This window comes from Streptomyces sp. NPDC058000 (genome assembly GCF_042886435.1).
Classification (GTDB): Bacteria; Actinomycetota; Actinomycetes; order Streptomycetales; family Streptomycetaceae; genus Streptomyces.
Map to the genome: position 1 here is coordinate 1 of NZ_JBHVQS010000008.1, position 24,322 is coordinate 24,322.

At 69.5% G+C, this 24,322-nt stretch carries 14 protein-coding genes and 1 pseudogene; 4 read left to right on the forward strand and 11 right to left on the reverse strand.

Features of this window, described 5'->3' with window-relative positions:
• Positions 1-80 precede the first annotated feature (80 nt).
• Together ACFVT2_RS10865 and ACFVT2_RS10870 are read right to left on the reverse strand one after the other, a co-directional pair.
• Complete coding sequence (locus tag ACFVT2_RS10865) at positions 81-437, reverse strand: hypothetical protein (RefSeq protein WP_390014981.1); 357 nt, start codon at positions 435-437, stop codon at positions 81-83.
• 25 nt (positions 438-462) lie between these two features.
• Positions 463-915, reverse strand: coding sequence for a hypothetical protein (locus ACFVT2_RS10870; RefSeq protein WP_390015416.1), 453 nt, complete (start codon positions 913-915; stop codon positions 463-465).
• 69 nt (positions 916-984) lie between these two features.
• Here ACFVT2_RS10870 and ACFVT2_RS10875 point away from each other — a divergent pair, with 69 nt between their 5' ends.
• Both ACFVT2_RS10875 and ACFVT2_RS10880 read left to right on the forward strand, forming a co-directional pair.
• Positions 985-1,566, forward strand: a complete 582-nt coding sequence (locus tag ACFVT2_RS10875) for a DUF6415 family natural product biosynthesis protein (RefSeq protein ID WP_390014982.1) — start codon at positions 985-987, stop codon at positions 1,564-1,566.
• A complete protein-coding gene (locus ACFVT2_RS10880) occupies positions 1,563-1,949 on the forward strand; it encodes a recombinase family protein (RefSeq protein WP_390014985.1) in 387 nt (128 codons plus the stop codon). The genes ACFVT2_RS10875 and ACFVT2_RS10880 overlap by 4 nt, the downstream gene beginning before the upstream one ends.
• A gap of 748 nt (positions 1,950-2,697) precedes the next feature.
• On the opposite strand, the gene ACFVT2_RS10885 is transcribed toward ACFVT2_RS10880, so the two are convergent.
• The 8 genes from ACFVT2_RS10885 to ACFVT2_RS10920 form a co-directional block, all read right to left on the reverse strand.
• Positions 2,698-4,938 (reverse strand): tetratricopeptide repeat protein, encoded by a 2,241-nt coding sequence (locus ACFVT2_RS10885; protein ID WP_390014987.1) that lies wholly within the window; start codon positions 4,936-4,938, stop codon positions 2,698-2,700.
• A gap of 189 nt (positions 4,939-5,127) precedes the next feature.
• Positions 5,128-5,751 carry a DUF6879 family protein gene (locus ACFVT2_RS10890; RefSeq protein WP_390014989.1) on the reverse strand — a complete coding sequence of 208 codons (624 nt, stop codon included), beginning with the start codon at positions 5,749-5,751 and terminating at the stop codon, positions 5,128-5,130.
• Entirely contained in the window at positions 5,744-6,013 is a 270-nt protein-coding gene (locus ACFVT2_RS10895) for a hypothetical protein (RefSeq protein ID WP_390014992.1), read from the reverse strand. The genes ACFVT2_RS10890 and ACFVT2_RS10895 overlap by 8 nt, the downstream gene beginning before the upstream one ends.
• Positions 6,014-6,233: 220 nt before the next feature.
• Positions 6,234-8,591: a 3'-5' exonuclease gene (locus ACFVT2_RS10900; RefSeq protein ID WP_390014994.1), complete on the reverse strand. Its 2,358-nt coding sequence runs from the start codon at positions 8,589-8,591 to the stop codon at positions 6,234-6,236.
• Between the two features lie 47 nt (positions 8,592-8,638).
• A complete protein-coding gene (locus tag ACFVT2_RS10905) occupies positions 8,639-15,841 on the reverse strand; it encodes a DEAD/DEAH box helicase (protein WP_390014996.1) in 7,203 nt (2,400 codons plus the stop codon).
• Between the two features lie 174 nt (positions 15,842-16,015).
• A complete protein-coding gene (locus tag ACFVT2_RS10910) occupies positions 16,016-16,396 on the reverse strand; it encodes a hypothetical protein (protein WP_390014998.1) in 381 nt (126 codons plus the stop codon).
• The gene (locus ACFVT2_RS10915; protein ID WP_390015000.1) at positions 16,393-16,650 is read right to left on the reverse strand and encodes a hypothetical protein; all 258 of its coding nucleotides are present in this window, start codon (positions 16,648-16,650) and stop codon (positions 16,393-16,395) included. Before ACFVT2_RS10915 ends, ACFVT2_RS10910 begins: the two co-directional genes overlap by 4 nt.
• Positions 16,651-16,744: 94 nt before the next feature.
• Positions 16,745-17,287, reverse strand: a complete 543-nt coding sequence (locus ACFVT2_RS10920; RefSeq protein WP_390015003.1) for an ATP-binding protein — start codon at positions 17,285-17,287, stop codon at positions 16,745-16,747.
• 310 nt (positions 17,288-17,597) lie between these two features.
• On the opposite strand from ACFVT2_RS10920, the pseudogene ACFVT2_RS10925 reads away from it, so the two are divergent.
• Both ACFVT2_RS10925 and ACFVT2_RS10930 read left to right on the forward strand, forming a co-directional pair.
• A pseudogene (locus ACFVT2_RS10925) lies at positions 17,598-18,357 on the forward strand (helix-turn-helix domain-containing protein).
• The gene (locus tag ACFVT2_RS10930) at positions 18,354-18,569 is read left to right on the forward strand and encodes a DUF397 domain-containing protein (RefSeq protein WP_390015005.1); all 216 of its coding nucleotides are present in this window, start codon (positions 18,354-18,356) and stop codon (positions 18,567-18,569) included. The pseudogene ACFVT2_RS10925 and the gene ACFVT2_RS10930 overlap by 4 nt, the downstream one beginning before the upstream one ends.
• A 73-nt stretch (positions 18,570-18,642) precedes the next feature.
• Here the strand turns inward: ACFVT2_RS10930 and ACFVT2_RS10935 are convergent, their stop codons facing one another.
• A complete protein-coding gene (locus ACFVT2_RS10935) occupies positions 18,643-24,237 on the reverse strand; it encodes an Eco57I restriction-modification methylase domain-containing protein (protein ID WP_390015008.1) in 5,595 nt (1,864 codons plus the stop codon).
• Positions 24,238-24,322: the final 85 nt, after the last annotated feature.

The following is a 24,322-nucleotide window of genomic DNA, read 5'->3' on the forward strand; positions in this document are numbered from 1 at the left end:
ACAAACGCGACTACATCTTCCACGGCACCCTGACCACCGCAGCCATCGTGATCTGGCTCCGTGATCTCGTCAAAGAGCCATCAGACACTGCCTAGTCGACGAAGCTCGACAACGGCCTGCTCGCTCTCACCGAGGTGCCTCAGAGCATCGAGCAGTTCGACGAAATCGGAGCCGGAGCCGAGGCACGTCTCGCCATCGGAACGACGGGCATAGAGGTGGGCGAGCAGCAGCTGGTACCGCTCGCTGGGCAAGTTCGGCCTGGCACTTTCCCATCGGGCGACGGTCCGCTGAACACTGGCGACGCTGCCGTCCAGAGGTTGTCCGAGTCGGGCTGCCACATCGATCAGGGCGCGGGCGGTGTCGGCCAAGGACATGCCGCGGCTGCGGCGCAGCTGCTTCAGCGTGGCCGCACCGCGATGGCGATCGTGCGCGCTCATGTCCCCATCCTGCCCGTGCCGGACGTCACACAGGGACGATCAAGCGAGGTTTCCGGCTCGTCGCAGCGTGCTCGATCGTCTGCCATGTGCCGGACGTGCTGTCACCCCCGTCAAGAGGAAACCCGATGACCATCTCGGACCGGTCGACCATGTATCGGTTCCGGGCGTAGTAGGCAGGCGTCCGCAATTCGGGTGCACGTAGTTCGACGACCTCCCCGATCCGGTCCTGGCACCGGCTGATCGTCTCCTGGGCCTCGGCTGGTTGCTGTTCGACGGTCCCCGGGACGACGATCGTGATCGACGACCGCGCATGGCCGGCCAGCCACAGCAACGACAGCGAGTCGATCCCCTTCGCCCCACCAATACAGAAGTGGGCATCGTCGCTCGCGAACGGACCGAGATAGCGGGCGAAGAGGTCGGTGTACCAGGTGATTTCGCGGTGCCCTGTTGACCGCGTTCCGGTAATGGCAATGCTCATAGCCATGATCAAGTCCGTGTCATAGGTTGTCAGATACCCAGTCGGCTCGCGTCACAGTGCACTACAACCATGGACACGAGAAACGACTCGGCCGCCATTCTGGCCGAGCACCTCCGAGCGAACGGTGTCGCGGTCGCCTGGACCGATGCGGCCGCCCTCTCCGCTTTACATCCGCTGAACTTGGCAGCCCGCGAGGACGTTACCGCCGACGATGGCCGCTACGTCACCGCCTACGGGTACGAGGTCGGACAGTACGGCGACGAGCGGGAAACAGCCCACCGTGTCGCGTACCTCGTAGGAACCGTACCTGGACACGAACCGCTGCCGGTCGATGTGGAAACCATGAGCACGACGATCCGACGCGCGCTGCGTCTCGGCTTCGGCCGACCGGCTCCCGCTACGCTGAACGACTTGGAGCAGGAATTGCGTGGGCACATCGCTCTCCTCCTCCCCGAGGTTCGTGAGTCCGCCCGGCAACTACGGCCCAGCAGCATCGAGGCACACCGGCTCAAAGCCCGGCTCGACGGCATCGAGCGACAGACCAGTCGGGGTCTCGGGCAGGGCGTGCTCTCCGCTCACATCCAGGTGCGCCAGCTCGCCCGGGATTGCCAGTACCTGCTGGCCCGGCACACCGCGGAGAACCAACGATGACAGCCCCCATGCCTCCGCTCACCTTCATCTACGACCGCAGTGCCAGCCGCTCCCGCCGACAGCTCCACATGCGGTTGGAGGGCTGCCGCCACTACGCCGATGGCATGGGCTGGGCCATTGCCGGCCGCTGGATCGACCTCGGCGAGCACGCCCTCACCACGCACCGGCCGCAACTGGCCGCGCTGCTGACCGCCATGCAGACCGAAGCGGACCATCGCGAGGTGCTCTGCCTGGTGCACACCTGGGAAAGACTGGCAACCGACACCACACACCGTCTGCTGCTCCAACAACGCGTCATCGCAGCCGGAGGCCGGACAGTCACCACCTTCGACGAGCCCAACCAGCCCACCCCGCGCGCCGCCCTGGTTGGGAGGGCCCCGTGACTCCTCACCAGCGACGCATCGTCACCTACCTGACATGCCTGGCCGCACTCGCTCTCGTGCTCACCATCGGCATGATGGGCGGTGGCCATGCACAGCTCAAGTGACCGCCCGCAGGTCGGCGATGAAGTCGAATACGCCACCGGGCGCCGGGCGATCGTCACCGATATCAGAAAGGGCGTTCCCTACCTGCGAGCGGCGGGAGGTCGGGTGTGGCCGACTGATGCCCCGGACACGCTCAAAGTGATGCGAACGCGGGAACAACGCATCACGGACGGTGACGTGTGGTGAGCGGTACCCACGCCCAGGCGGGCAGTGGGAGGCACGCCGCACCCTGGCACTCGAGCCCGTCGATGCCGGCACGTTTGTCTTCGACGCCACGAGCCCCTCGCCGGTCTCGCCCAGCGCGGGCACCGCACGGTGCATCGGCAGCGTGACGCACTTCTCGCCGGCTCCCGGGGACGGCGCTTCCGAGTACCACTGGCGACGGGAGTCTTGCTCACTGGAGCTCGACTCCACGCGTCATCAGGTCGATCACGCTCTGGCTGTCGCCGAATAGCAAGCCAGCCAGCGGCTGTTCGTGTTTGACAACGTCGCGGCAACTCACGCCTCCGCGGCCACTACCTCGGCGACAGCGCCGACTCCTAACAACTCAAAGACCGCAGCGCTCGCGTACGCCGATCCTGCGGCGTCCCCGCTGACGGGGAACGCGTCCCGGGTCAGCGCGTGGCCACCGGCCATGTAAACCTATTCAGTCGTCGCCTTCAGCCAGCCGCCCCTCCAGGCGTGAGCGCATAGCTGCGGCCCGGGAATCGGTGTACGAGGTCAGGTGTGTCAGTGCCTCGGCCCAGTGGGCACGAGCCGCCTCGGGATCTTGAGGTCGGACAGCGGCAGCCAGGTGGTCAAGCTCCACAGCGAGCTCCCACTCGTCCCCAAGATCGCGGTGCACGGCTACGGCCTGGCGGTGGAAGGCGGCGGCCTCGCCGCAGCGATCCATCGCGGAGTACGTCCGCCCCGTGCCACGCCAGGCCAGGGCTTCACGGCTACGATCGCCAAGGCGCCGGTGAAGCATGGCCGACCGCTGGTAGGAGGCCAGAGCATCACCGTGTTGCCCGGCGGCGCGCTGAATGCCGCCGAGCGTGAGCAACCAGAAGCCCTCCAGCCCACGATTGCGCAGACTCAGCGCGATCCCGAGGGCCTCGTCAATGGCCTCACGGGCTGCCTCGGTCTCGTCCCGCTCACGATGGAGTTCTGCGGCGAGCCATAACGCGTTGCCGATGCTCTGCTGAATTTCCAGGGCGCGGTGAGCGGCGAGGGCGGCCTGGATCGCGGCATCCGCTTCCTCAAGGTGTCCTGCCTCCAAGTGGGCTCCAGCCACATTGGACAGGGCGAAGGCGGCCCAGCGGGCACCGTCCACGTCGCGGAAGATATCGATGGCTTGTGCGAAGTGTGCGGCGGCAGCTTCGAGTCGGCGAGCACGCAAGTGGATAAGGCCCATGAGGTTGAGGGCATGTGCCTCATCTATGCGCTTTTGCGCAGTGCGGGCAAGCGCGAGGGCGCGATTCAAGTACTCGACCGCCTGGTCAAGCTGGTTGACGGAACGGTGCGACATACCGAGCTGGCTGAGGAGTAGGAGCTGCCCGTCTGAGTCATTCACATGCTCGACAGACGCCAGGCCGACGTGTCCGAAATCGAGCCAGTCCGCGAAGGAAGCCGAAGCGGACAACGCATTCCACAGCGTCGCGGTCAACTGCCAGGCGTGCTGATGGAGCCCGGCGGCGGCAGCGGCTCGTACGAGGTGCGGGAAAGTGGCGCGTTCGCGTTCCGCCCAGTCGGCGGCGCCGTCGTAGTCGGCGAAGGCCAGTGACGGCAGGAGGGTGATCGCCTGGGGCAGCGGTACGTGGTCCTCGCTGGGCTGGAGCCAGGACTGTGCCGCGTCCGCAGTGTGCAGGTACCAGTCCAGCGCGCGGCGCAGGGCGGCCTCGCGCTCCGCCGCCGGTTCCTCGTCGTGGGCTTGGTCGGATGCGTAGGCGCGCAGGAGGTCGTGGAACTGGTAGCGGTCGGGGCCGGTCTGCTCCAGCAGATGGGCGCCGACGAGGTCGTCGAGGAGCTGCCGGGCGCGGCTGAGGGTGAGGTCGGCGAGCGCGGCGGCCGCGTGGAGCCCGAACTCCGGTGTCGGGTGCAGGCCAAGGAGTCGGAAGAGTCGCCCGGAGTGCTGTGGCAGAGCACGGTAGGACCAGGCGAAGACGGTCCGGACGGCTTCGGCCTCCTCGTCGAGGCCCGTGCTAAGCGCGTCCCAGAGCCCTGACTCGTCGCGCAGATCGGCGAGCAAGTCGTCGAGCCGCAGGTGCGGGTGGCTGGCGGCGCGCTCGGCTGCTATCCGCAGGGCGAGCGGAAGGTGTGCGCACAGCCGGGCCAGCTCGGTGAGCTTGACCAGGTCGTCCTGCGGGCGGTAGTCCTGCGTAACGGCCCGCAGCAGTGCAACGGCTTCCGGTTCAGGGAGCGTGCCGAGGGTGATCCTGCGAGCGCCATCCCGTATGGCGAGGGCGGCCAGGCGGTTGCGGCTGGTCACCAGTACCAGGTTGTCCCCGCTTCCGGGGAGCAGTGGCCGTACCTGACCGACGGTGGCGGCGTTGTCGAGCACGATGAGCATCCGGCGGTCGGCAAGCAGGGAACGGTAGAGCGCGGCCGCGTCGTCCACGTCCTGCGGTACGTCGCCCGAGGCCACGCCGAGCGCACGCAGGAAACCGCGTAACGCCTGCGCGGCGGTGACCGGCTCACGCGGGTCGTAGCCCCGGAGATTCGCGAAGAGCTGGCCATCGGGGAAGCGGTCTTTGACCTGGTGGGCCCAGTGCAGGACCAGAGACGTCTTGCCCGCCCCGGCCGTACCGGCCACCACATGCACCGACACAACAACCTGACCGCCGTCCCGGCCGGTCAGCACGGCATTCAACTGGCCTAGCTCGTCAGTCCTGTTGACGAATGCGTGCACATCGGCAGGGAGCTGCCGAGGGACGGTTCGTGGACGGTCAGGTGCTCCCGGTGCCTGATGGAAGTGAATGCCACCGGACACCCTCCCGGCCTGGACGACATCGCGGGACTCCCCGGAGAGGTCGTTGGTCGAGTCTCCGGACCACCCGTTGGCGTCTGCCGGCATGCCGATCGGTGCGTCCCTTCCGGGTCAAGCCGCCGGGGGCGGCGGCAGCGGTGCGACGGCGCGTTCGAAGTAGGACGCAAGGTCTTCCGCAGCTGAGTAGGCGTTCCGCACGTATGCCGCCCACGGATCAACGATCTCCGGGTCGGTGAAGCGGATCGCACCGTCCGGCACCCCGGTCTCGGTGTAGAGAACGTGGAAGAGCACCGTGTCGTCCTGAATGGTCAGTTCCGGAAGCCAGCCGTCGACCTCGGCCGCGGCGACCGCCTTGGCAGGCAGGATCCGCACCCGCTCCCCGTACTCGGCACTGATCCGCAGCGAATGCAGCTCCCACTGCACGTACGGCGTCAGCGGCTCCTCCACCACGCGCACCCGGTGGAACACCGAACCACGGGCCTCTTCATCTGATTGGATCCCGCGCAGGTTGTCACGGCCCTCTTCGAACAAGCGCAGTGCCGTGGCCCAGTCCCCGCGTCGCAGCGCGTCGCGGGACGGACTGCCCACCTCCTCGAAGTGCTGCAGCCGCTCCAGCTTCCACGAGTCGCCGTTGTGGATCGCCACGTCCCGAGCACGGAAGTCACAAAGGTACTCGTCGTTGGTCAGTCGCTGGCCACGCTTCAAAGGAAGCGCCGGCACCTGAGTCTCACGCATCGGGAATGTCCGGTTTCGCCGCGATGAGCATGTTGCCAGGGATGACGACGAGGCGTTCGTCAGCCGCGAGAGACACGCCTTCCGGCAGGCGCGAAGCGTAGTCGTCGGTCAGATCGCGGCCGATGACGGCGATATCACCATTACTGAGCCGCCAGATATCCGGACATTGCTCCCTGCCCTGGGAGTTGCCCAATTCTTCCGCCGACTTCCCCCACCGCTTGACGAATAACGCCGACGGGTCAGCTTCCCAGGCTCGGGCCACGAGCCACCTCCAGGTTCCCGCTGTAACGGAATGCCACGGGCACGATACCGTGCGAGACGGGGCACGGGGAGGCTGTATTCGCGGCGCCTGTGGACAACGGTCGCGGGCGTCCGCAAGCCTGAGTGCCTGCCGGGCTGGCGGGCAGGTCCGCCGAGCGCTTGTCCCAGTCCGGGCCTGTGCGCCGAAATAGCCCAGCCTCGTGCCGTAGGCCGTATCAGGGTCAGGCGACGGCCGCCCCCGAGGAGCCGGACGGTGGTCCGTCCTGCCGGAGGAGATCCGTGGCGCGGTAGGCGGTGTCGTCCGCGTCCTGTGGGAGGAAACGGCTGGCCTTGCCGCTCCAGGTGACGATGAGCTCGTCACGGGCCCGGGTGGCGGCGACGAAGACCAGCGAGCGGGCACGCTGTTCCTCCTGGCGGTAGCGATCCGGGTTCGCCAGCCGGTACCGCTCGATGCGCTGGTGCGGCACCTGCCCCTCGCCGACGGAAGTCAGGAAGACTCGCTGGAATTCCAAGCCCTTGAAGCGGTGCATGGTGCCGATGCGCACAGCGTCCCGGTCGGAACGGACTCCGTCCCTGCCGAGCTCGACCACCGGGAGAGAGAACGGCTCCTTGGCCAGGACGTTGGCGAACTCCTGCGCGGACCCCCCGTCGGGAACGCTGACCGCCATGGCGGAGTACGGAGTGCCGTGGGTGTCGTGGCGCTCTTTGATGAGCGCGGCCACGGCCTGCATCTCGGTCAGCCGGTCGGGGGCGCGCCAGAACTGCGGGGCAAGCCCTGTGAGTACGGAGCGGTAGCCGTCGAGGGTGTCGATTCCGGTGTCGAGGTCATCGAAGGGGGCCCCGTCGATGAGGCGGTTGGCACTGCCCAGGATCTGCCGGGTGGTGCGGTAGTTGAGGGTGAGGCGACGGGAGGCGCGGCCGCGGATCTCGACGCCCTGGTGGCCGAGGACGACGCGGTTGCCGTAGATGCGCTGGTGGGCGTCTCCGGCAAGGAAGATGTCGTTCGGGCCTCTGCGGACCATGGCGCGCAGCATGCGCCAGTGCGCGGCGGACAGGTCCTGTGCCTCGTCGACGACGACGTGCTGGTAACGGGGCTTGAGCCACATTCCGCTGCCGGCCTCTCGATGGACGAGGTCGCAGCCGCCCTGTTCCTCCTTGTAGCGGGCCTGCCCCTCGACCCGGGTCATACGGTGCTGTTCGAGGGCGGCCGCCCGGTCAGCGATGAGGGCGTACGTGGTCTGGCGCGGCGGGGAGTCCAAGTGCGCCTGGTATTTCTGGACGAGCTGCCATACGTCGTGGCGCTGAGCCGTGCTGATGCGTGGGCGCCCCGCGCGGCCGATGCGGCGGTAGGTGTCCCACGAGCGGCATCCGCCGGCGAGGATCACGTGCTTGAACTCGCTGTCCAAGAAGTCCGCATCGTACTCGAAGAGACCTGTTTCGGTGCGGACGGTGTGCCAGAGGTTCATGGCGACGTCGTCGTCGAGCGGCCGGCCCAGGTCCACGCGGGACTCCTGGACGATCTCACGGGCGAGCACGTCGACGGACTTGACGTCGACACGGCGCAGCAGGTCGTCGCCGCCCAGGTGGCGCAGACGCTCCTTGAGGTCCAGGGCGAGGTTGGTGTTGTACGTGGTGAGCAGTACCGGGCGGGAGTGGCCGGGTGGCAGCCGGGTGACGAGGTGGCGTACGCGGTGCAGGGCGACGACGGTCTTGCCGGTACCGGGACCACCCGTCACCTTTGCGGAACCCTTGAAGTCACCGGCAGCGAGGCGCTGTTGCTCCGGGTGGAGGAACAGTCGCCAGGCATCGAAACTCTTGCCCAGCGCGCCGAGTACGGCGTCGTCGTCGGTCGCCGCCTGGGAGACAGCACGCTGTGCCGCACGGGCCCAGTCCCGCGGGTTGACATCCTCTTTGGGACGCCACTTGGCCGTGATGTGCCGCTGTACGTCCTGCGGTTCCACGCGGTCGCGTAGGGCGAGGAGGACATCTCGGGTGAGTTCCGGCAGGTTGTGGGTGAGGAGCCGCTCGAACTGCTCGTCCGTAGTGACCTTGCAGAGGGCCGGCAGCAGGGAGGGGACGACGCCGAGGTCGACGAGGAGCTTGTCGTCGTACCGGGCGAAGAGCGGAGTCCGCAGGCCGCTGGCGGGGGCGGATACGACCGCTTCAGCGCTGGTGGGGTCCGGTGAGCCGGTGGTGGGGGCCTCGGCCGGGGCGGTGTCGGATCGGTCGGGGAGGGCGACGACGTTGGCACTGGCCTCGCTCTGGTCGACCACCTCAACCGCCCCCGACACCGTGTTGATCTCCACGGTGAGGCGGGCGAGTTCGTCGTGGGCCAGGGCCCCGGTGCGCACGGCGAGGACCGCGATCTCGTCTCCGCCGTCCGTCGACAGGAGCAGGGTCATGCAGCGGGCGTCGACGTGTGCGAGATACAGGTCTCCGTTGTCGCCCGCGGCCCGCAGGAAGGACAGGCGCAGGGCCCGGTTGGTGCGGTCGGCGCGCAGCCGCTGGACGAAGGTGGCGACCGCGTCCGCCGCGGCCCCGCCCCGCCGCCGGATGTCTTCGTGGGCCTGGAGGCCCACCTGCACCCGTGTCCTGGCACCACCAGCCCGACGACCCGCCCCGTAGCTCACTGCGCGACCCCCTCCTCGCCCAGCGAACGGGCGAGTTGCTCGACGTCCCAGCCGTCTGGCGCGCGCACCTGCCAGCCGGCCGCCACGCATTGCGCCATGTACTCCGTGTCCTCGGCGTCCTCAGCCAGGACAATGCCGATCCTATGGCCGGGCCAGGCCAGTTCGACGGTGCGTGACACACCGTCGACGTCCCAACTCGCCCGGCCCACAGGAATGTCCCCGCGCGCCGCGAGGCGCTCAGCGATCGCAGCGACTTGCGGGTCACCCCACTTCGACAGTTCCCCCAGGACCAGTTGCCATGCGGAACGTTCCAGAGGAGTCAGTTCGTCGCCGGCTTCGAGGGCCCTGGAGGTTGCCTGCTCCTGCCGCTTCTGTTCCTGCGCCGCTGTGCGTGCCATGGCGGCCGGTGGGCGGTCGTCGGCCTCGGGGCGGTCTCCGGACAGATCCTGGTCCTCGGGGAGGTTGAGTCCGGTACCCGGTGTCTCACTGCGCAGCGCAGGCAACAGGCCAGCGCCCGCACCGGCCGTGGCGGCGAGGAGGGAGGCGTCGAAGGTGTCGAGCGTGGTGCGGGCGAGCGCGAGTCCGTCCGCCTGGCCGCCGCCGGTGGGGTCGAGGAACTGGATGATGTTGCCCCAGCACAGCCATGCCTTCCACCGGCGCCGGTGGTCAGCCCGGTCACCCTGGACGGCCTTGGGTCGGTCGTCGAGCACGGCGAGGGCGCTCCACCGAAACGCCTTGGCGTCTGCGCGCCGGGCCCCGACGATGACGAGCGGCAGCCCCGAAGCGTCCTGGAAGGTCAGCAGCTTGAGCCCCTGGCCGGTGACGGCCGGGGCGGGCTCGCCGCGGACGGCGGCCTCGATCCACCCGACGGCGGTGGCCGGATCGGCATCGACCAGTTCCCTCTTACGGAGGGCGGCGGGCACGCTCACGGCGAGCTGGGCGAGTTGCTGCCATTTGTTGAGCCGGGGATCGCGCAGGAAACCGAGGAAGGCTGGGATGGCCCCGCCGTACAGGAGCGTGTCCACTTCTGCGGGGTCGCGCCGCAGCCCCGCCCACTGCTTGCGCACCATGGCACCTGGGCCGGCAGCGGACTGCACGTCGTAGGGCGGCCAGGCCGCGTCAGCCTCGGGGCCCGCGATGACGGGTGTGAGCGGATCGGGGGCCGCGTCCACGTCTGTCGCCGGCTCGTCCTTCAGGGACCGGTCCCAGGCCGCGACATCGTCCCAGGTGATCTGCCAGACGAGTATCCCGTCGGCGCGCAGCCGGGCCCGCTTGGCCGCGTCGGCGGCGATGCGGTTGGTGCGGGAGGAGGCGTGCCAGCGGTAGCCGTCGAGGTAGACGGCGATCGAGAGCGGAGGGGCCCCATCGGTGGTCGTTTCGCCGGCGATCGGTCGGAACAGCAGGTCCGGGCGGGTGCGGTAGTCGTGCAGGTCCTTCTGGGCGACGACCTCCCAGTGGACTTCACCGCCGTCCGGCCGGATGAGGGTGAACTGTTTGCCGTTCCTGCCGGTGGGCGTGGAGGTATGGCCCGCCGCGGCTCCGTTTTCGATGGTTGCGAGGGTTTCGAGCCAGCGGTCCAAGCATTCGATGAAACGGCGCTCCAGATCGCTTTCCGCCTGGTCGGCGAAGCGCAGTGCGGCATCGGCCGACTCCTTGCGGACGTCCCATCCGCTGGTGCCGTCGGAGCCCAGCAGGCTGTCGAGCATCCACAGGGCTTCCCGCCGGTCGACGTTCTTGTAGTCCCGCTCGGGGGCGTAGGCGAGCAGGCATCGGTGGCAGGCGCGGCGCGAGGTGCCCTTGCAGGGGCACGCGAGCAGCTTGCGCTGGGCTTCGGCGAGAACGGTGCGGAACTCCTCGCCCTCGCGGTCCACCAGGCGCTGCAGATAGCCGGTGCCGCCGGGCAGGGCGTCGTAGAGCACCAGGTAGTTGCGTGTGAGGTCGGTGTCCCGGTCGGGCTCGGTGGCGGGGGTGGAGCGGATGTGCGCAGGGTCGCCGCCGTAGCGCAGGGCCAGGCCGAAGTGGAGTGCGGCGGAGAAGGAGGCGAGGCGCTCCGGCACGTTCAGCGTGGCGGCGGGGAGCAGGATGCGCAGCGCTTCCGTGCGGTGTTCGGTGGCGGTGATCACCTGCACGTCCTGCGGTGTGGCCTGCTTGTCGCGGCGCCGGGTGGGGCACCACGGCCGGTGGTGCGCCAGCTCGACCCGGCCAAGGAGGGACTGGCTCAGCGAGTCCTGGGTCGGGCCGTGGCCGGGCTCACGGTCCGTGGCGCCACCGCACTGCGGGCAGACGGTGAATCCGGTGATGGCCACCTCCGCGCCGGCGAAGGAGGTGTCGTTGCGCCGGCCGTGCCTGGTCTTGCCGAGGTTGAAGCGGCGGATGACGGCCTCACGGACGTGGTCCACGCCGAAGGTGGTCTTCTGGTGCCGCCAGGTCTCCTTGATGTCCGCCGGGTCGACGTCGACGGCGGTGACGGTCGTGTACGCGGTGCGGGTGCGGTTGTCGTGGTCGTCGACGATCCGGGCGTCCCCCCGCTTGTCGTGGGCGGTGACCTTGCGGGGGACTACCACCTGGTGGAGGGCCGTGCGCCCGCCGATGCCGGAGCCGCCGCAGCGCGGGCAGGGCGAGGTGTCGTGTTCGGCTCGCTCGCCGGTGCGGACATGGCCGCATTCCCGGCAGACCCGCCAGGTCTGGAGGCCGACGGGGGTGCCGTCGGCCGCGTCCTGTCTGCTGGGCCCGAGGTCGAAGCCGTCGACGACGTGCCGGTAGCCGCGCACGTAGTAGGCGTTTCCCGGGGCGAGTTCGGTGAGCGCGGACTCGGCGGGCCGGTCGTAGACACGGGGTTCGGTACGCCAGCGTGTTTTGGGCGCGTTCCGGGCGTCGGCCGCGTCGCCTGCGGGGCGCGCCTTCTTGGGAGGTTCCTTGTAGCTGAGCATGGCCTCCAAGCGCACGCCGTCCGCGACCAGGCTGTAATTGGGCAACAGCCCGTGTTCGACGAGGAAGCCCTGAGCGTCGGACTGGGCCATTTGCTGGAGCAGTTTCGCGACGCCGGCGGCCTCCCGGACCAGGTTGCGCTTCTCGCGCGCCTCGTCCTCGACGGCCTCCTGGAGGGATTCCGCGGCGTCATTGATGAGGACACGGCGCTGAGCGAGTTCGGCGCGCTCGACCTCCCACGCCTTTTCCGCATCGTCCAGATCCTTGGCCAGCCCGCTTATCTCTCCCTTGGCCAGCCCGCTTTCCGCGTAGCGCCGCAGCGCCTTGCGGGCATCGCGGGAGACGCCGGAACCCGGGACGCCGTCAATCGCGGGGAACAGGCGCAGGAACTCCTCCGCGAGGTCCACCCGGCCGGCCGTCGCCTTGCGGAACTGCTTCAACCAACCCGCACGGCCGATGAGTTGGGTGACGCGGTCCGGCAGGGGCGGCACGCCCTCCAAGGCGCCCCGGGCCGCGCGGTCGATCAGATACGCGGTGTACTGGCGGCACAGCAGCTCACCGGCGGAGAGGAAGCAGCCGGGCGGCAGGATCGGGCCGGCGATGAGGTCCCGTGGGTCGGCGAGGTGGTACAGCGCCCGGGGGCTGGTGTCGGCCAGCGACACCAGAAAGGCGTTGCCGGTCGCACGCCCCGCCCGGCCTGCCCGCTGAACGTAGCCGGCCGTGGACGGCGGCAGGGAGGCGAGGATGACGGCCTCCAACTGGCCGATGTCGATGCCGAGTTCGAGGGTCGGCGTGCAGGACAGGACGTTCGGATCGGTGTGCTTGACGCCGCGCCGGAAACCTTTCTCCACCTCCTCGCGTTCCTTGCGCCCCAGGACTCCGGTGTGCTCGGCGGCGACCACGCTGTACGGCTCGGCCTCGCGGTACAGGCGCCGGTAGTAGTCGGAGCGGTAGTCGCGGGCCGCCCGGCCGCCGGCCTCCGCCGAGGGCCGGCGGAGGGCGCCGTCGCAGCGCTTGAGCGGACAGCGCATGCCCTGCCACACCGGGGCCCGCTCCGGCGGTACGGTCTGCGTCCAGCCGCACCTGGGGCAGGTGAGAGCGGCGAACGCGGTCTGCTCGTCGGCCAGGGGGCGCAGCCGCACGTGCCCGGGGGTGAGCCCGTACACCCCGTGCCCCTGCTGCTTGTCGGCCGGGCTGGTCCGCCGCCGGGCGAGCGCGCCGACCCCGTCGTCGGCAAGCTGCTCGAAGAGCTCGGCCAGATACACCGCCGCCGACTCCCGGTCCAGCTGGAGACACCGCTGGGTGAAGTCGACGTACCAGCTGTCCCGGGTGTCCACCCGCTCGAAGTCGGTACGGCCGCGCTGGGCACCGACCAGGACGAACGCCGGGGCCTCCGCGTTGCGGCGGAACGGGGGCATGCCTTCGGGGCGGCCCGTGGAGACCGGGTGCCGGGAGCGGCCCTCCTCGTCGATGAAGCCGTCCAGCCAGGTGTGGTGGATGCCGCCGATCTGTCGGATGTGTTCCAGGAGCCCGCGGACGTAGCCCTCGAAGTAGCGCAGCCGCTCGGGGCCTTCGGCGGGCGGCCCGGCCTTCGGCGCTGCCGCGCCGCCGTCAGTGGCGTCGGTGACGTCGGCCTCACCATCGGCATCGACATCGGCATCGGCGGTCTCCACCGCGCCGGGCAGGAGCCGGCCCTCGTGGACGCGGAAAAGGGACTCGGCCGCTTTGGCCGCCCGCTCGGGGTCGGGCAGGTGCACCTCGGCCGCGACGGTGCGGGTCAGTTCCAGGGTCCTGCCCAGGCGGGAGTAGAGGCCGAACTCCAGCAGGGTGTTGAAGGCCAGGCGTTCACCGACCAGTTTCCAGGTCGACTTCGGGATGCGCTTCTTGCCGGCGAGCAGCTTCCCCACCCCGTCCACGTCGTGCAGGTCGGGTGGCACGACGGCGCCCAGCAGCCGCTCCTCGGGGACGGCGGCCCGGCTCACCAGGGAGGAGATCAGCTCGTTCAACGGGACCCCGTCGGCCGCGAACTCCTGGTCGGTGCGGACGTGCTCGGTCAGCTGCTGGTGAATGAGCGAGCGCAGGGAGAACTTCCACGAACGGCTGGCCACGAAGCCCGCGCGGTGCGCCGCGTCCTGCACCGAGTCGTTGAAGATCAGCGTCTTGCGGCGGTCCCGCTTCTCCGCGTCCCGGTCCGGCAGCTCGCCGCCGGTGAACAGCTGGGTGACTACGACGGACGCGAGCGGGGCGACACCGGCACCGAGGAAGCGGATGCCCTGGGCCTGCCCGCAGGCCGGACAACGGTCCTGCTTCGCGTACTCGGCCTGCTCCTGATTGTCGAACCACGTCCACACATAGACGCCGTTCTCAGGCGCCGGAGCGACGGCTCCGGCGTCGGCGTCGGCATGGCTATGGGCATGGTCGTTGGCGTTGGCATCGCGCAGGACCTCGTCCGGGTCCAGTCTGCGCAGTGCCCTGCCGTTGTCCTCCAGGACCAGCAGGGTCGCGTCGTGCGCGGCGCCCCGACGACCGCGCCGGGCCCGGCGCGCGAGCGTGGCGCGGGCCTGTTCGGCCGCCTCCGCCGGGGTGGCCGCGATCATCGCCCGCACCCGGCCCTTGGCGGCGCCGCCCGCCGCGCTGGCGCGGTAGATCTCGTCCGGCGCGTGCACCAGGCTCTGCGGGTTGCGGTCGGGGCAGATCGCGGCCCAGCCGGATCGGCCGCAGTGCCGGCAGTAGGCGGCGGGCAGCCGCCCCGAGCGCTGAGCGTGCCGCCGCCGCTCCGCCTGCGCGGCGTCCACCAGCATCCGGCGCTCGGCGTCCGCCAAGGCCAGGCGCTCGGTGTCCGCGCGCTGCTGTTCGGCGAGGGCCGCCTGGTCGGCGTCCGACCAGGAGAACACCGGCTCCGGCGCGACGAACCGCAGCACCCGCGACAGCGCCCGCAGCCACAGATGGCTCTCCACCAGAAGCAGCGGCCGGTCCCGCCCGTCGGACGCATCGGGCGCGCGGGCGACGGAGATCAGCGCCACGAACCGCGCCAGCGCCGCGGCAGCGGTCTCCGGGTCCTGGGCGGCCACGGCGCGCCAGGCCGAGGTGTCGGGGAACGCCTCCAGCGCCTCCACCGCCGTCAGCGGCGCGTCCTTCGACCCCAGCAGCGCACGCGTGAGCGGATGGGCCAGCAACCGCCGCCCCAGCTCGCGCGGATCGGCCGTGTCACACCCGACGGTCGCACGGGCCACGGCGTCCATGCCACCGGGCGTGCGCGCCGGGTCCGGGAGGGCGGCCAGCTCGTGGGGGGACGGCAGCGGCAGCGAGTGGTCCACGGGGGAGAGGAAGTCCTCGACGTCCCGCCGGTCCTCCCCCACCACCGCGTCGTCCGGGAAACGCACCCCGAACACCTGGGAGGCCACGTCCAGCATGGCCCGGGGCCCGCCCGCCGTGTCCCCGGACCCGAGCGTCGCCGAGGTCGCCACGGGGCAGATCGCCCCGAGCGGCCGGCCTTCCTCTCCGGCCCCGACGACCGCCGCGAGCCGCCGCAGCAGCATCGCCACGTCAGTGCCCTGGGCCCCGTCGTAGGTGTGGAACTCGTCGATCACGACGTACGCCAGATCGGCGTCCCGCCACAGCGAGGCGTCCTGCTGGCGCTGGAGCAGCAGGTCCAGCATCTTGTAGTTGGTGATCAGGATGTCCGGTGGGTTGCGGCGGATCTCCGCGCGGTCCACTTCCACCCGTCCGTAAGGCGACGTGCCGCGGGACGATGCCTCGCCGATGTAGAGCCCCGCCGTCACTTCCCTCAGCCGGTCGTCCCTGTCCAGTTGATCACCGAGACGGTCCGCCTGGTCACCGGCGAGGGCGTTCATCGGATACAGCAGGATGGCCTTGATGCCGGGCTTGCCCGCTTCCTGTGCCCGGCGGCAGTGATCGAGTACAGGGATGAGGAAGGACTCCGTCTTGCCGGACCCGGTGCCCGTGGTGACCAGGGTGGGCTGTGGCTGACGCCCGTCCTTGCTGGTCAGGCGCGCGAACGCCTCGGCCTGGTGCGCGTAGGGCGGCGGGAAGTCCGCCGGGTACCAGTCCAGATGGCGCTGCCAGCCGTCCGCCGCCGCCCGGAAGGGCCGCCGGATGCGCAGATACGGCCCGCGGAAGAGCCCGTCGGCCGGGTCGGTGAGGAATTCCTCCAGGGCTTCCTGGGTGTCGGGCTCGGCCAGCGCGAACGTCGTCGTCAGGTACTCGACCGTGGTGTCGCGCAGCGTCTGCGCGGCGAGTGTGGGTCTCATGACGCGCCCCTGGCCCCCGTCTCCCGTGTCGTGGCGTGCAATCCGATCACCCCGACCGCCCCGGATACGGACCGGGGCGGTCGGAATCGATCACGTTCCACTCTACGGCGGAGGTCTGACACAGCCGCCTCGTTCGCCGAGATCAGCCAGATTAGGGAGTCGAGATCAGGGAGATCACGGTGTGAGGTCGATGATCCGCACCGGCTGCCCCTTCCAGACATCGGGGGCGGTGGTGGCGACCACCGCGCCGTTCGGCCGCTCCACCGTGGGTTCGGCGGCGTACCGAGTGTGGGCCGGGGCCCAGGAGTCGTCGCGGGCCAGGGCGAGCGCGGCGGGCAGGTCCAGGTCGAGGACCTTGACACCGGGGAGCGCGGCGAGATGCTCCGCCGTGCCCGGCCGTATGCGGTCCGCCGAGACGAGCGCGCAGGCCGAGGCGTACAGGAACCAGCCCGCCTCGGCATGCGCGCGATGGATCAGCCGGGAGGCGAGGACGCTGCCCTTACCGGCCGCAACCATCGCCGTGTCGTCCAGGACGATGTGTAGGGGCTCGGTCACCTTGCTCCCGCCTCACTGAGCCGTCGATCCAACTCGGCGTCGAGGGCTACCTGTTCGGCCGCGCTCGGGTCGTAGCCGTTCCACTCCCACAGGGCGGCGCGGGCCCGCTCGGCCCGTTCCGCGCGCTCTTCAGGGGTGAGCAGCGTCTCGGCGAGGTGGGACAGGTACCCCCGCAACGACATGCCTTCGGAGGAAGCTATGCGGGCGAGCCTGTCGCGGGCTTCGGCGGGGATACGGACGTTGGCGTCGGACATGGGAGCCTCCTCGATCGAACCCCGCCAGGATACGGGTACGGGTACGTACCCATCAAGCGCGTCTCACCCGACCGACCAGCCAAGAGCGGAGCCGCTACCGCACCTCTTCGCGGGAGAGGTCACACCCCGGGACGGCGCACTCGGCCCAGACCGTCTTGCCGGGACCACCGGTCCGGGGGTACCAGTCCCAGCGGACGGCGAGCCGGGACACCAACCACAGCCCCCGGCCGCCCTCCCCGGCTCCAGGGTCGCGGACGGCGGCCGGGCGGGGCGGTACACGTTCGGTGCGGGTGTCCGTGACCTCGACCCGGGCGACGCCGGGGCACGAGTCCGCCGGAACGTACAGGCGAAGGTGGAAGTCCCGGCCGGGGACATAGCCGTGCCGTACCGCGTTCGCGGACAGCTCGGCGACGATCAGGACGAGCGCGTCATGCGGGTCGGTGTCGTACGGAATCCCCCAGGTGCCCAGCCGGTGCGCGGCCAGGTGGCGGGCGAGGCGTGCCCCGCACGGTGTGGAGGTGAAGCGCATCTCGAAGGTGTGGTCCGCGCACTGCTGCGGCCCGGGCGTGATGATCAAGAGCTGGGTGGGGGCGGCGAGTTGGGTGGTGCGAGTGAGATCGCCGGAATTGCTCGTCATGCCGACCACCCTCCCGCCGGTGGCGTAGCGTCACCAGCGGTGACGCACCGACGCGAATCCGTTGTACGCGCGTGCCGGTACGGGTAGGAATCGCGCGGCGTGACGACATTCATCGGGTGGGCGTTGGGCCGGGAAGGTGGTGATGTCGATGGCGGACCATACGAAACTCACGACGACGGAAGCGGAGACCCCGCCGGGCGGTGACGAGGCGCTCGTCAGCCTCGGGGACGGCTGGGAGAGCGGCGACGGTGCCGGCGGGCGGGCGGCGGACAAGTCCGGTCAGGGCCTGGTCGTCACGTTCGGACAGAGCATGAAGACGCTGCGGCTCCGGACCGGGCTGGAACGCGAGGAGTTCGGGCGGCGGATCGGGTATTCGGCGTCCACCGTCGCGTCGTTCGAGCAGGGGCGCAGGATCCCGACGCCCCGGACCATCGACCGGGCGGACGAGGTGTTGGGGTGGATGGTCTGCTCACGGTGTGGAAGGAGCAGGTCGAGCGGGCTCAGTATCCCTTGTTCTTCCGGGGGATGGCGAAGCTGGAGAAGGAGTGCATTGAGCTGGTCATGTACGACACGCATGTGGTCAATGGCCTGCTCCAGACCGAGGAGTACATGAGGGCTCTGCTCGGCATGCGCGTCCTCCTCTGGACCACGAAACGATCGAGCAGCGGGTAACCGCCCGGCTGGCTCGGCAGGACATCTTCGACCGGCGGCCCGCACCACTGCTGAGTTTCGTGATGGACGAGGTGGTGTTGCGACGCCGGTACGGCGGCAAGGACGTGCTGCGGGGACAGCTGGAGCAACTGCTCCTGATCGGCCAGAAGCCGAACGTCGAGATCCAGGTCATGCCGCTTGACTGCGCGGACAACGCGGGCGTGAACGGGCCTTTCACGGTCGTCACACGCAAGGACGACAAGAAGTTCGTGTACGCCGAGACACACGCAACCAGCACCCTTAAGACCGACCCTGAACGGGCGGTTATCGCCGCCGCCCGCTATGGGATCATCCGATCACAGGCTCTCAGTCCGCGAGAGTCACTGGAGTTCATCGAAGGGTTGCTGGGATCGCTATGAAGATCGCTGAGTCCTCGACCGTCGCATCCGGCCTCGCCTGGTTCAAGAGCAGCTACAGCGGAACCGAGGGCGGCCAGTGTGTGGAGGTCGCGGCCGGTACGGGAGTTGTGCACGTCCGGGACTCCAAAGCCGTGGCCGGGCCCGTCGTGACGGTGTCGCGTGAGGCATGGGCGGGGCTCGTCGGGTTGGCCTCTTCGGGGGCGGACGCCTGACGGTCGTACGTACGCGGGAGCCCTGCCGATCCTTGTCGGGCGGCAGGGCTCTTGGCGTAGGTGGGGTGCCTGGTCAGCCGGCCTCGTGCAGGCGGCGGGTGAACTCCTTGTGGGCGGCTCGCATTTCTTCCCTGCGGTGCGCCTGGTAGAGAGGGGCGGTGTACCCCTCGGGGACCTTGTGCTCGTTCGGGAAAGCCGCCGGTGAACTCAACGTCTTCCAAGCGTCCTTGGGCTGGCCGTAGCCGTGCTGCTGGTGCGCCTTCGCGATACGGCGGCCGGTCGCGTCGAACCACATGTGCTCCTCGTACTGCTGGAGTACAGGGAAACGGGCGTCGTACATGGCGACCAGCTCCTCCTCGCTGATGCCGAGCCAGACCGCGACGAGGGCGTCGATCTCGACGAGCGCGGCACGACGGGCGAACTCGGTACGGAGGGGGGTGTCGCCGGTCCAGGTGGGGCCTACGCCTACGCTGAGCGGGGTCGTTGCCTTGGGCCATCTTGTGGAGGCGGCCCAGGTGTCCTGTTGCCAGACCGGGTCGTAGAGCTCCTCCCAGAGAGGGGCGTAGGCGTTGGTCTGGCAGTTGAGGCGGAGGGTGCGGAGGAGGAGGGCGGGGGCTAGGGGGTGGTCTGGTGTGGGGGCCGGGAGCGTCTTGGCCTCACCAATACGGAGGTCGTTGCGTCCCGTGGCACGCAAGTAGTAGTCCAACGGCAGGGCGGCCATGAATCCGGCGGCCAGCGCGGTGTCGGTGAGGCCGCCGAGCGACATGGAATTGACCAAGTCGACGTGGACGGGCCCAGGTGGGACGAGGGCCGCGAAGAGGCTGCGCTCGGTGTTCGAGGCGATCTGCCTGCGCCACGCCACCCGGTAGAACTCCGAGTACGGTCGCATGCTCGCCGCCCGCAACAACGCATCGACAGCCTTGTCGAGGTCGTCGTCCTCGATCTCGGGGTCGGATGCCTTGACGTCCGCCTCCGCAGCCGCGACCGCTGCGGGGTCACCCCAGAGCTGGGTAATCCGGTCGCGGTCCACCCACTGGCTCTGTGCGGCAATGAACCTTGAACGGGCTCCAGCGGGACGGTAGTTCGTGCGCAGCACCTCGTCCACCGCCAGGTTCAGGTGGCCCCACGGCTCCATCTGGAGCGACGTACGGGCATCCTCAATCGGCCGCTTGGCGAAGAGTGTCGCGATACCGATGAACGGCCCCTGGAGGATCACATCGTTCCACTTGTCGGCCGGGCCAGAGTCCCAGGAGAAGTAGCCCGCTGCGCGGTCTGTCTTTTCGTTGAAGCCCCCGCTGATCCACGGATCCATTGCGCTGAGCCGGAGAGGCCATTTCGCGAGCGCCGCGATGGCTGACTCCTCAGCTTGTGTCACGGGGTAGAGGAGCTTGGCTTGCTCGACCGGCGGCGGATTCTCCTCGCCCGCCAGCTCACGCCACTCGGCGAGCGTCTGTCGGTTCACGCTCACGACTCGGCTCTGGTGCGGACGCGTATCCCATGTGCCCCGGTACTTAATGCTGGGGCTTTGGCCCTTTCCGTCGTGCCACAGCGATTCACGCACCATCTTCGGGTGGATGACCCAGCTCAAGTGCTGAAATCCAATGTCGCGCCTGTGCCCGTACACATTGAGGCTGAAGTGCGTGCTGTGATCGACAGGTTTAGCGAAAAGGTACAGCTCATTAACAAAGTCCGCATGCAGCCTCAGATGCTCATACGCTCTCCGGCGCAGCACCCCTTCCTTCGACCCCGTCAGATGCGTCGACGGATGAATAAGCCCAGCAACCCCCCGCTCACCAGTCGCCCTCCACCCCAGCAACATGAAAGCCCGATACATATCCGGCCGAGTCCCCACCAGCTCCGGATACGTATCCGCCGACGACAGGAACTCCGAAACGCCCGCCACGGTCCCCAGCTCGTCCAAATAGAACGACCGGTGCTCCGGCTTGGCCAGTGCTTCGGCCACGTTCTCTTCCCGGTCGGCCTCCGACTCCTTCCCCCCGAGCACGAACCACGGCTCGATCTCCGCGAGAACGCCGTTCTCGTCCCACTCCTGCCGCACCCACGGCGGATTCCCCACCATCAAGTCGAAGCCGCCCTCCGCGAAGACATGCGCGAAGCCCAACTCCCAGTGAAAGAAGCCCCGTTCACGGGCGATCCGCACGACCGTCCCGTACCAGGGGAACGTACCCCCGAGGTCCACCGGCTTGGACCAAGCCGTGTCCCCGGTCATTTTCTCGTCGAGTTGCCGCTCCCTGGCGTCCAGCTCCTCCAGGCTCCGGACGCCCTCGAAGGGCAGAAACGTGACCTGCCCTTCGCCCGTGTCCACGTCGACCCGACCGACCACGGCCTCGGCGAACTCGATCCAGTCGTCGAGGGACTTGAGGGCGACCCGGCGCTTGCCGTGGCCCTTGGGGAGCTCGGTGCGGTCCTCGCCGTGCGGGCGGTACTCGAAGTCGTCCGTACCGTCCAGCAGCCCGATCTCCTCCAGCGGCCAGAACCACAGTGCGCACCACGCGTCCATGAGCTGCTTGAGCCGCCAATACGGGGTGCCCTGGCGGCGGAGCGCCGCCAGCACGGCATCGCGGTCCATCGGCCTGGGGCCCGTTTCGGAGCCGTCCGGGGGAAGCGACGCACCCGCGCCCCACACGTCCACGTGCCGTGAGATCTCCTGCTCGGAGAGCGTCAGCCGCTTCACGACCAGCTCCCACAGGTATTCGACGCGCTGGGCCAGCCGGATCAGCCGTCCCGTCTGGGTCCGGGCCCCGGGTTCCGCCTCGTCGTCCCGCTGAGCAGACCTGGCCGAACTCGCGGCCCCAGCCGGCCCCTCAGGCTTGGCTGAGACGACGCCCAGCGTCGGCTGCTCCCAGATCTCCAGCCCGAGGTCGAAGGCACCCTGCCCGGACCCGGCGTCCTTCTTGGCCTGCTTCTCCGGGGTCGGAGCTACCGCCTTCTTCGGCGTCGTCCGCCGGTCGCCCTTCGGCTTGCGCCGCATCGCCGAGCGCCACTTCCGCATCGCCTCGACCAGTTCGGGCTCCAGCCAGTCGACGACATCGCCATCGACCACGGCCCGTACCGTCTCCTCGGGCGTGCCCTTCTTCAGCGTCCGCAGGGACACCTTCTCCCCGATGGAGCCCCACCCCATGGCAGGCAGCAGGAATTGGTGCACCTCCCGCGCCTTCAGCTTCTCGCCCAGCGGGACGTGCCGGGGACGCTGCGGTTCCTTCGCCGTCAGCCAGCCGCCCTTGCTGAGGCTGTTACCGGGGTACACCTTTCGCGCCGCGCCGACGAGCGAGTTGCCGCGGTGGAGGTGGAGGCCGTACCAAGGGGCCTTCATGCCCCGGTGCATGGTGTTGAGCCAGAGGGAGATCTCGGCGAGTTCGACCGCCGTCTCGTTGAGGTCGACGCCGTAGGTGTTGTGCAGGGCGAGGTAGGCCTTCACCTTCTGGAGCTCGCGCTGGTAGTCCTCGGGGTCGATCTCGACGCCGCGCTCGCGCTGGGCGAGGCGCAGGTAGAGCTCGGCGAGCTGATTGACCGCCTCGTTGAGGAACGCACCGGAGCCCAGGGCCGGTTCGCACACCCGCCACTTCAGGACGTCGGCGGCGTTGACCCAGGCCTTCTCCGGCTCCTTGGGGTCGACCTCGCCGTTCTCGTCGAGGCGGAAGCGGAGGGTCTGCTCGACAGTGGCCTGGGTGAGGGATTCGGGTGTGTAGTACGAGGCGCTGGTCTGGCGGTCGCGGCCGGCCAGGCGATAGACGTACGAGTCGACCTTGTGCGGGAACGGCACCCGTTCGTTGGTCTCCGGGTTCAGTTCCGTCTTCACGAAAACGCTGTCGTCCGGACCGTCCGGGTAGCGCCCCGAGGCGACCTGACTGGCCCGGATCAGCCAGGAGCCGCCACTCGGGTCGCCGCCCTTGGCGACCTCGTACAGCGGCTCATCGGCGATGAACCCGGTGTAGGACATCAGCCCCTCGTAGACCGCGCCGAGGTGGTTGATGCTGAGGTTCGCGTACGAGATGAAACCGCCGCGCCCGCCGCGCCCGCGGCCCTCGACGACGGTCAGGTTGCGCAGCACCTGGTGCAGGACCTTGTTGCGCAAGCGCAGGTCCAGGCGGCGGGCCGAGCCGGGGACCGTGCCGTCGGGGGCGATGTCGCTGGGGTGGATGATCTTCTGGTCGACGAGCTCTATCGAGGCAGGGTCGAAGAGTCGGGAGCGCAGGGCCTCGATGCGGACGCCCGCGTAGCCGTCGTCCTCGGACAGCTCCGGCGGATCGGCGTCCGTGACGGGCCCGGCCGGGGAGGGCGACGCCGTGCCGGTCCCGTCAGTTCCGGGCAGGGTTCTGCCGCTCCCGTCCGTGTCGGGCTGGGCCGGACGCGAGGTGACGGTGTCGGCGACCGGGCGGCCGGTGAAGACCTTCTCGAACAGCAGGTCCAGGGAGTCGTGGAAGTGGTAGCCGTCGCGCGATGCGCTGGAGAGCTTCTCCTGGACCGCCAGCTCGCGCAGCCGGGCCACGCTGTAGCCCGAAGCGTACTGCTCGCTCCGCATCGGCAGGATGTCCAGCTCGGGGCGGGCCTCGGCGTAGAGGAGGAACAGGATGCGGTAGAGGTAGCGCAGCGACTCGTTGGTGAGCAGGCGCGGGAGTGCGCCGGGCTCGGCGAGCGCGTCCGGGAGCCATTCGGGGAGGTCGGCGGGCTTGACGCCGTCCGTGCTGGCCAGCTCCAGCACCTCGTTGGCGATCAGCTGGACCGATTCCTTCAGACCCTCGCGCAGATCTGCGGTCACGCCTACGGAATGGTCGCGGGACTCGGCCACCAGGCGGGCGATGTCGTCGTCCCCGCCGTCCTCGGCCGGGCGCAGCGATTCCGCCCCGAACAGGGCGGCGATCACGTCGAGTTCACTGGCGGTCGCACCCTTGACGCCCTTGCGGGGCAGCGCAATCTCCAGGCTGACCGCCAGGTGGCGGCCGCGCATGTAGTGCTCCCGGTCGGCGAGGACCAGGATGCCGCCGAACAGCAGCAGCGCGTAGCGGGGGGCGTCGGCGGCGGCGAGCAGCCAGGCGGCCAGGTCCGTGACCGTGGTGAGCGTCTTGCCGGAGGCGACGCGAACCGGGCTGGCTAGGCGGTTGGCCGAGCCGTCGGCGCGCGTGGCGGCGAGGTCGTCGGCGAAGCCACCGGTCAGGACGGCGATGCCCGGCTCACTGTGGGCGACGGGTACGGCGACGGGGCCGGCGGCGCCGTGCACGGTGCGGTGGCCGGGGCGCGGGGTGAAACCGAGGGCCTCCAACACGCTGACGTGCCAGGCGTCCAGGCCCGCGCGCCACGCCTCCTCCGGACTGTCGCCGTACGCACGCGGCCCGGCGGCGGGCTGGAAGGCCGGCGGCTCGTCCGGACCGGTGTGCGCCTTGACCGCCTCGGTCGCCGCCTCCTGGGCGGCGCGGGCCTCCGGGTCGGGCAGGAGGTTGTACTTATCGGCCTCGCCGCCCACGGTGAGCCGCACATCGAGATAGCGGCCGGTGAGGTCCCGCAAGCCCTGCCGGGGTGTCGGCCGGCCCTGCCGCTCCTGTGCCGTCCACTGCTTGAGACGGCCGGTCTTGAGCTGCTTGGGCAGCATCTCGTCCAGGTAGAAGGACGGGAAGTACTCACCCTCGTTGATCAGAGCGTCGAACTTCACGTTTGCTGCTCCTGCTGGCTTGCCGTGCCAGGCGTTGCGGACGCGGACACGTGTGCGGGTACGGATACGGGTGCGGTCAAACGGC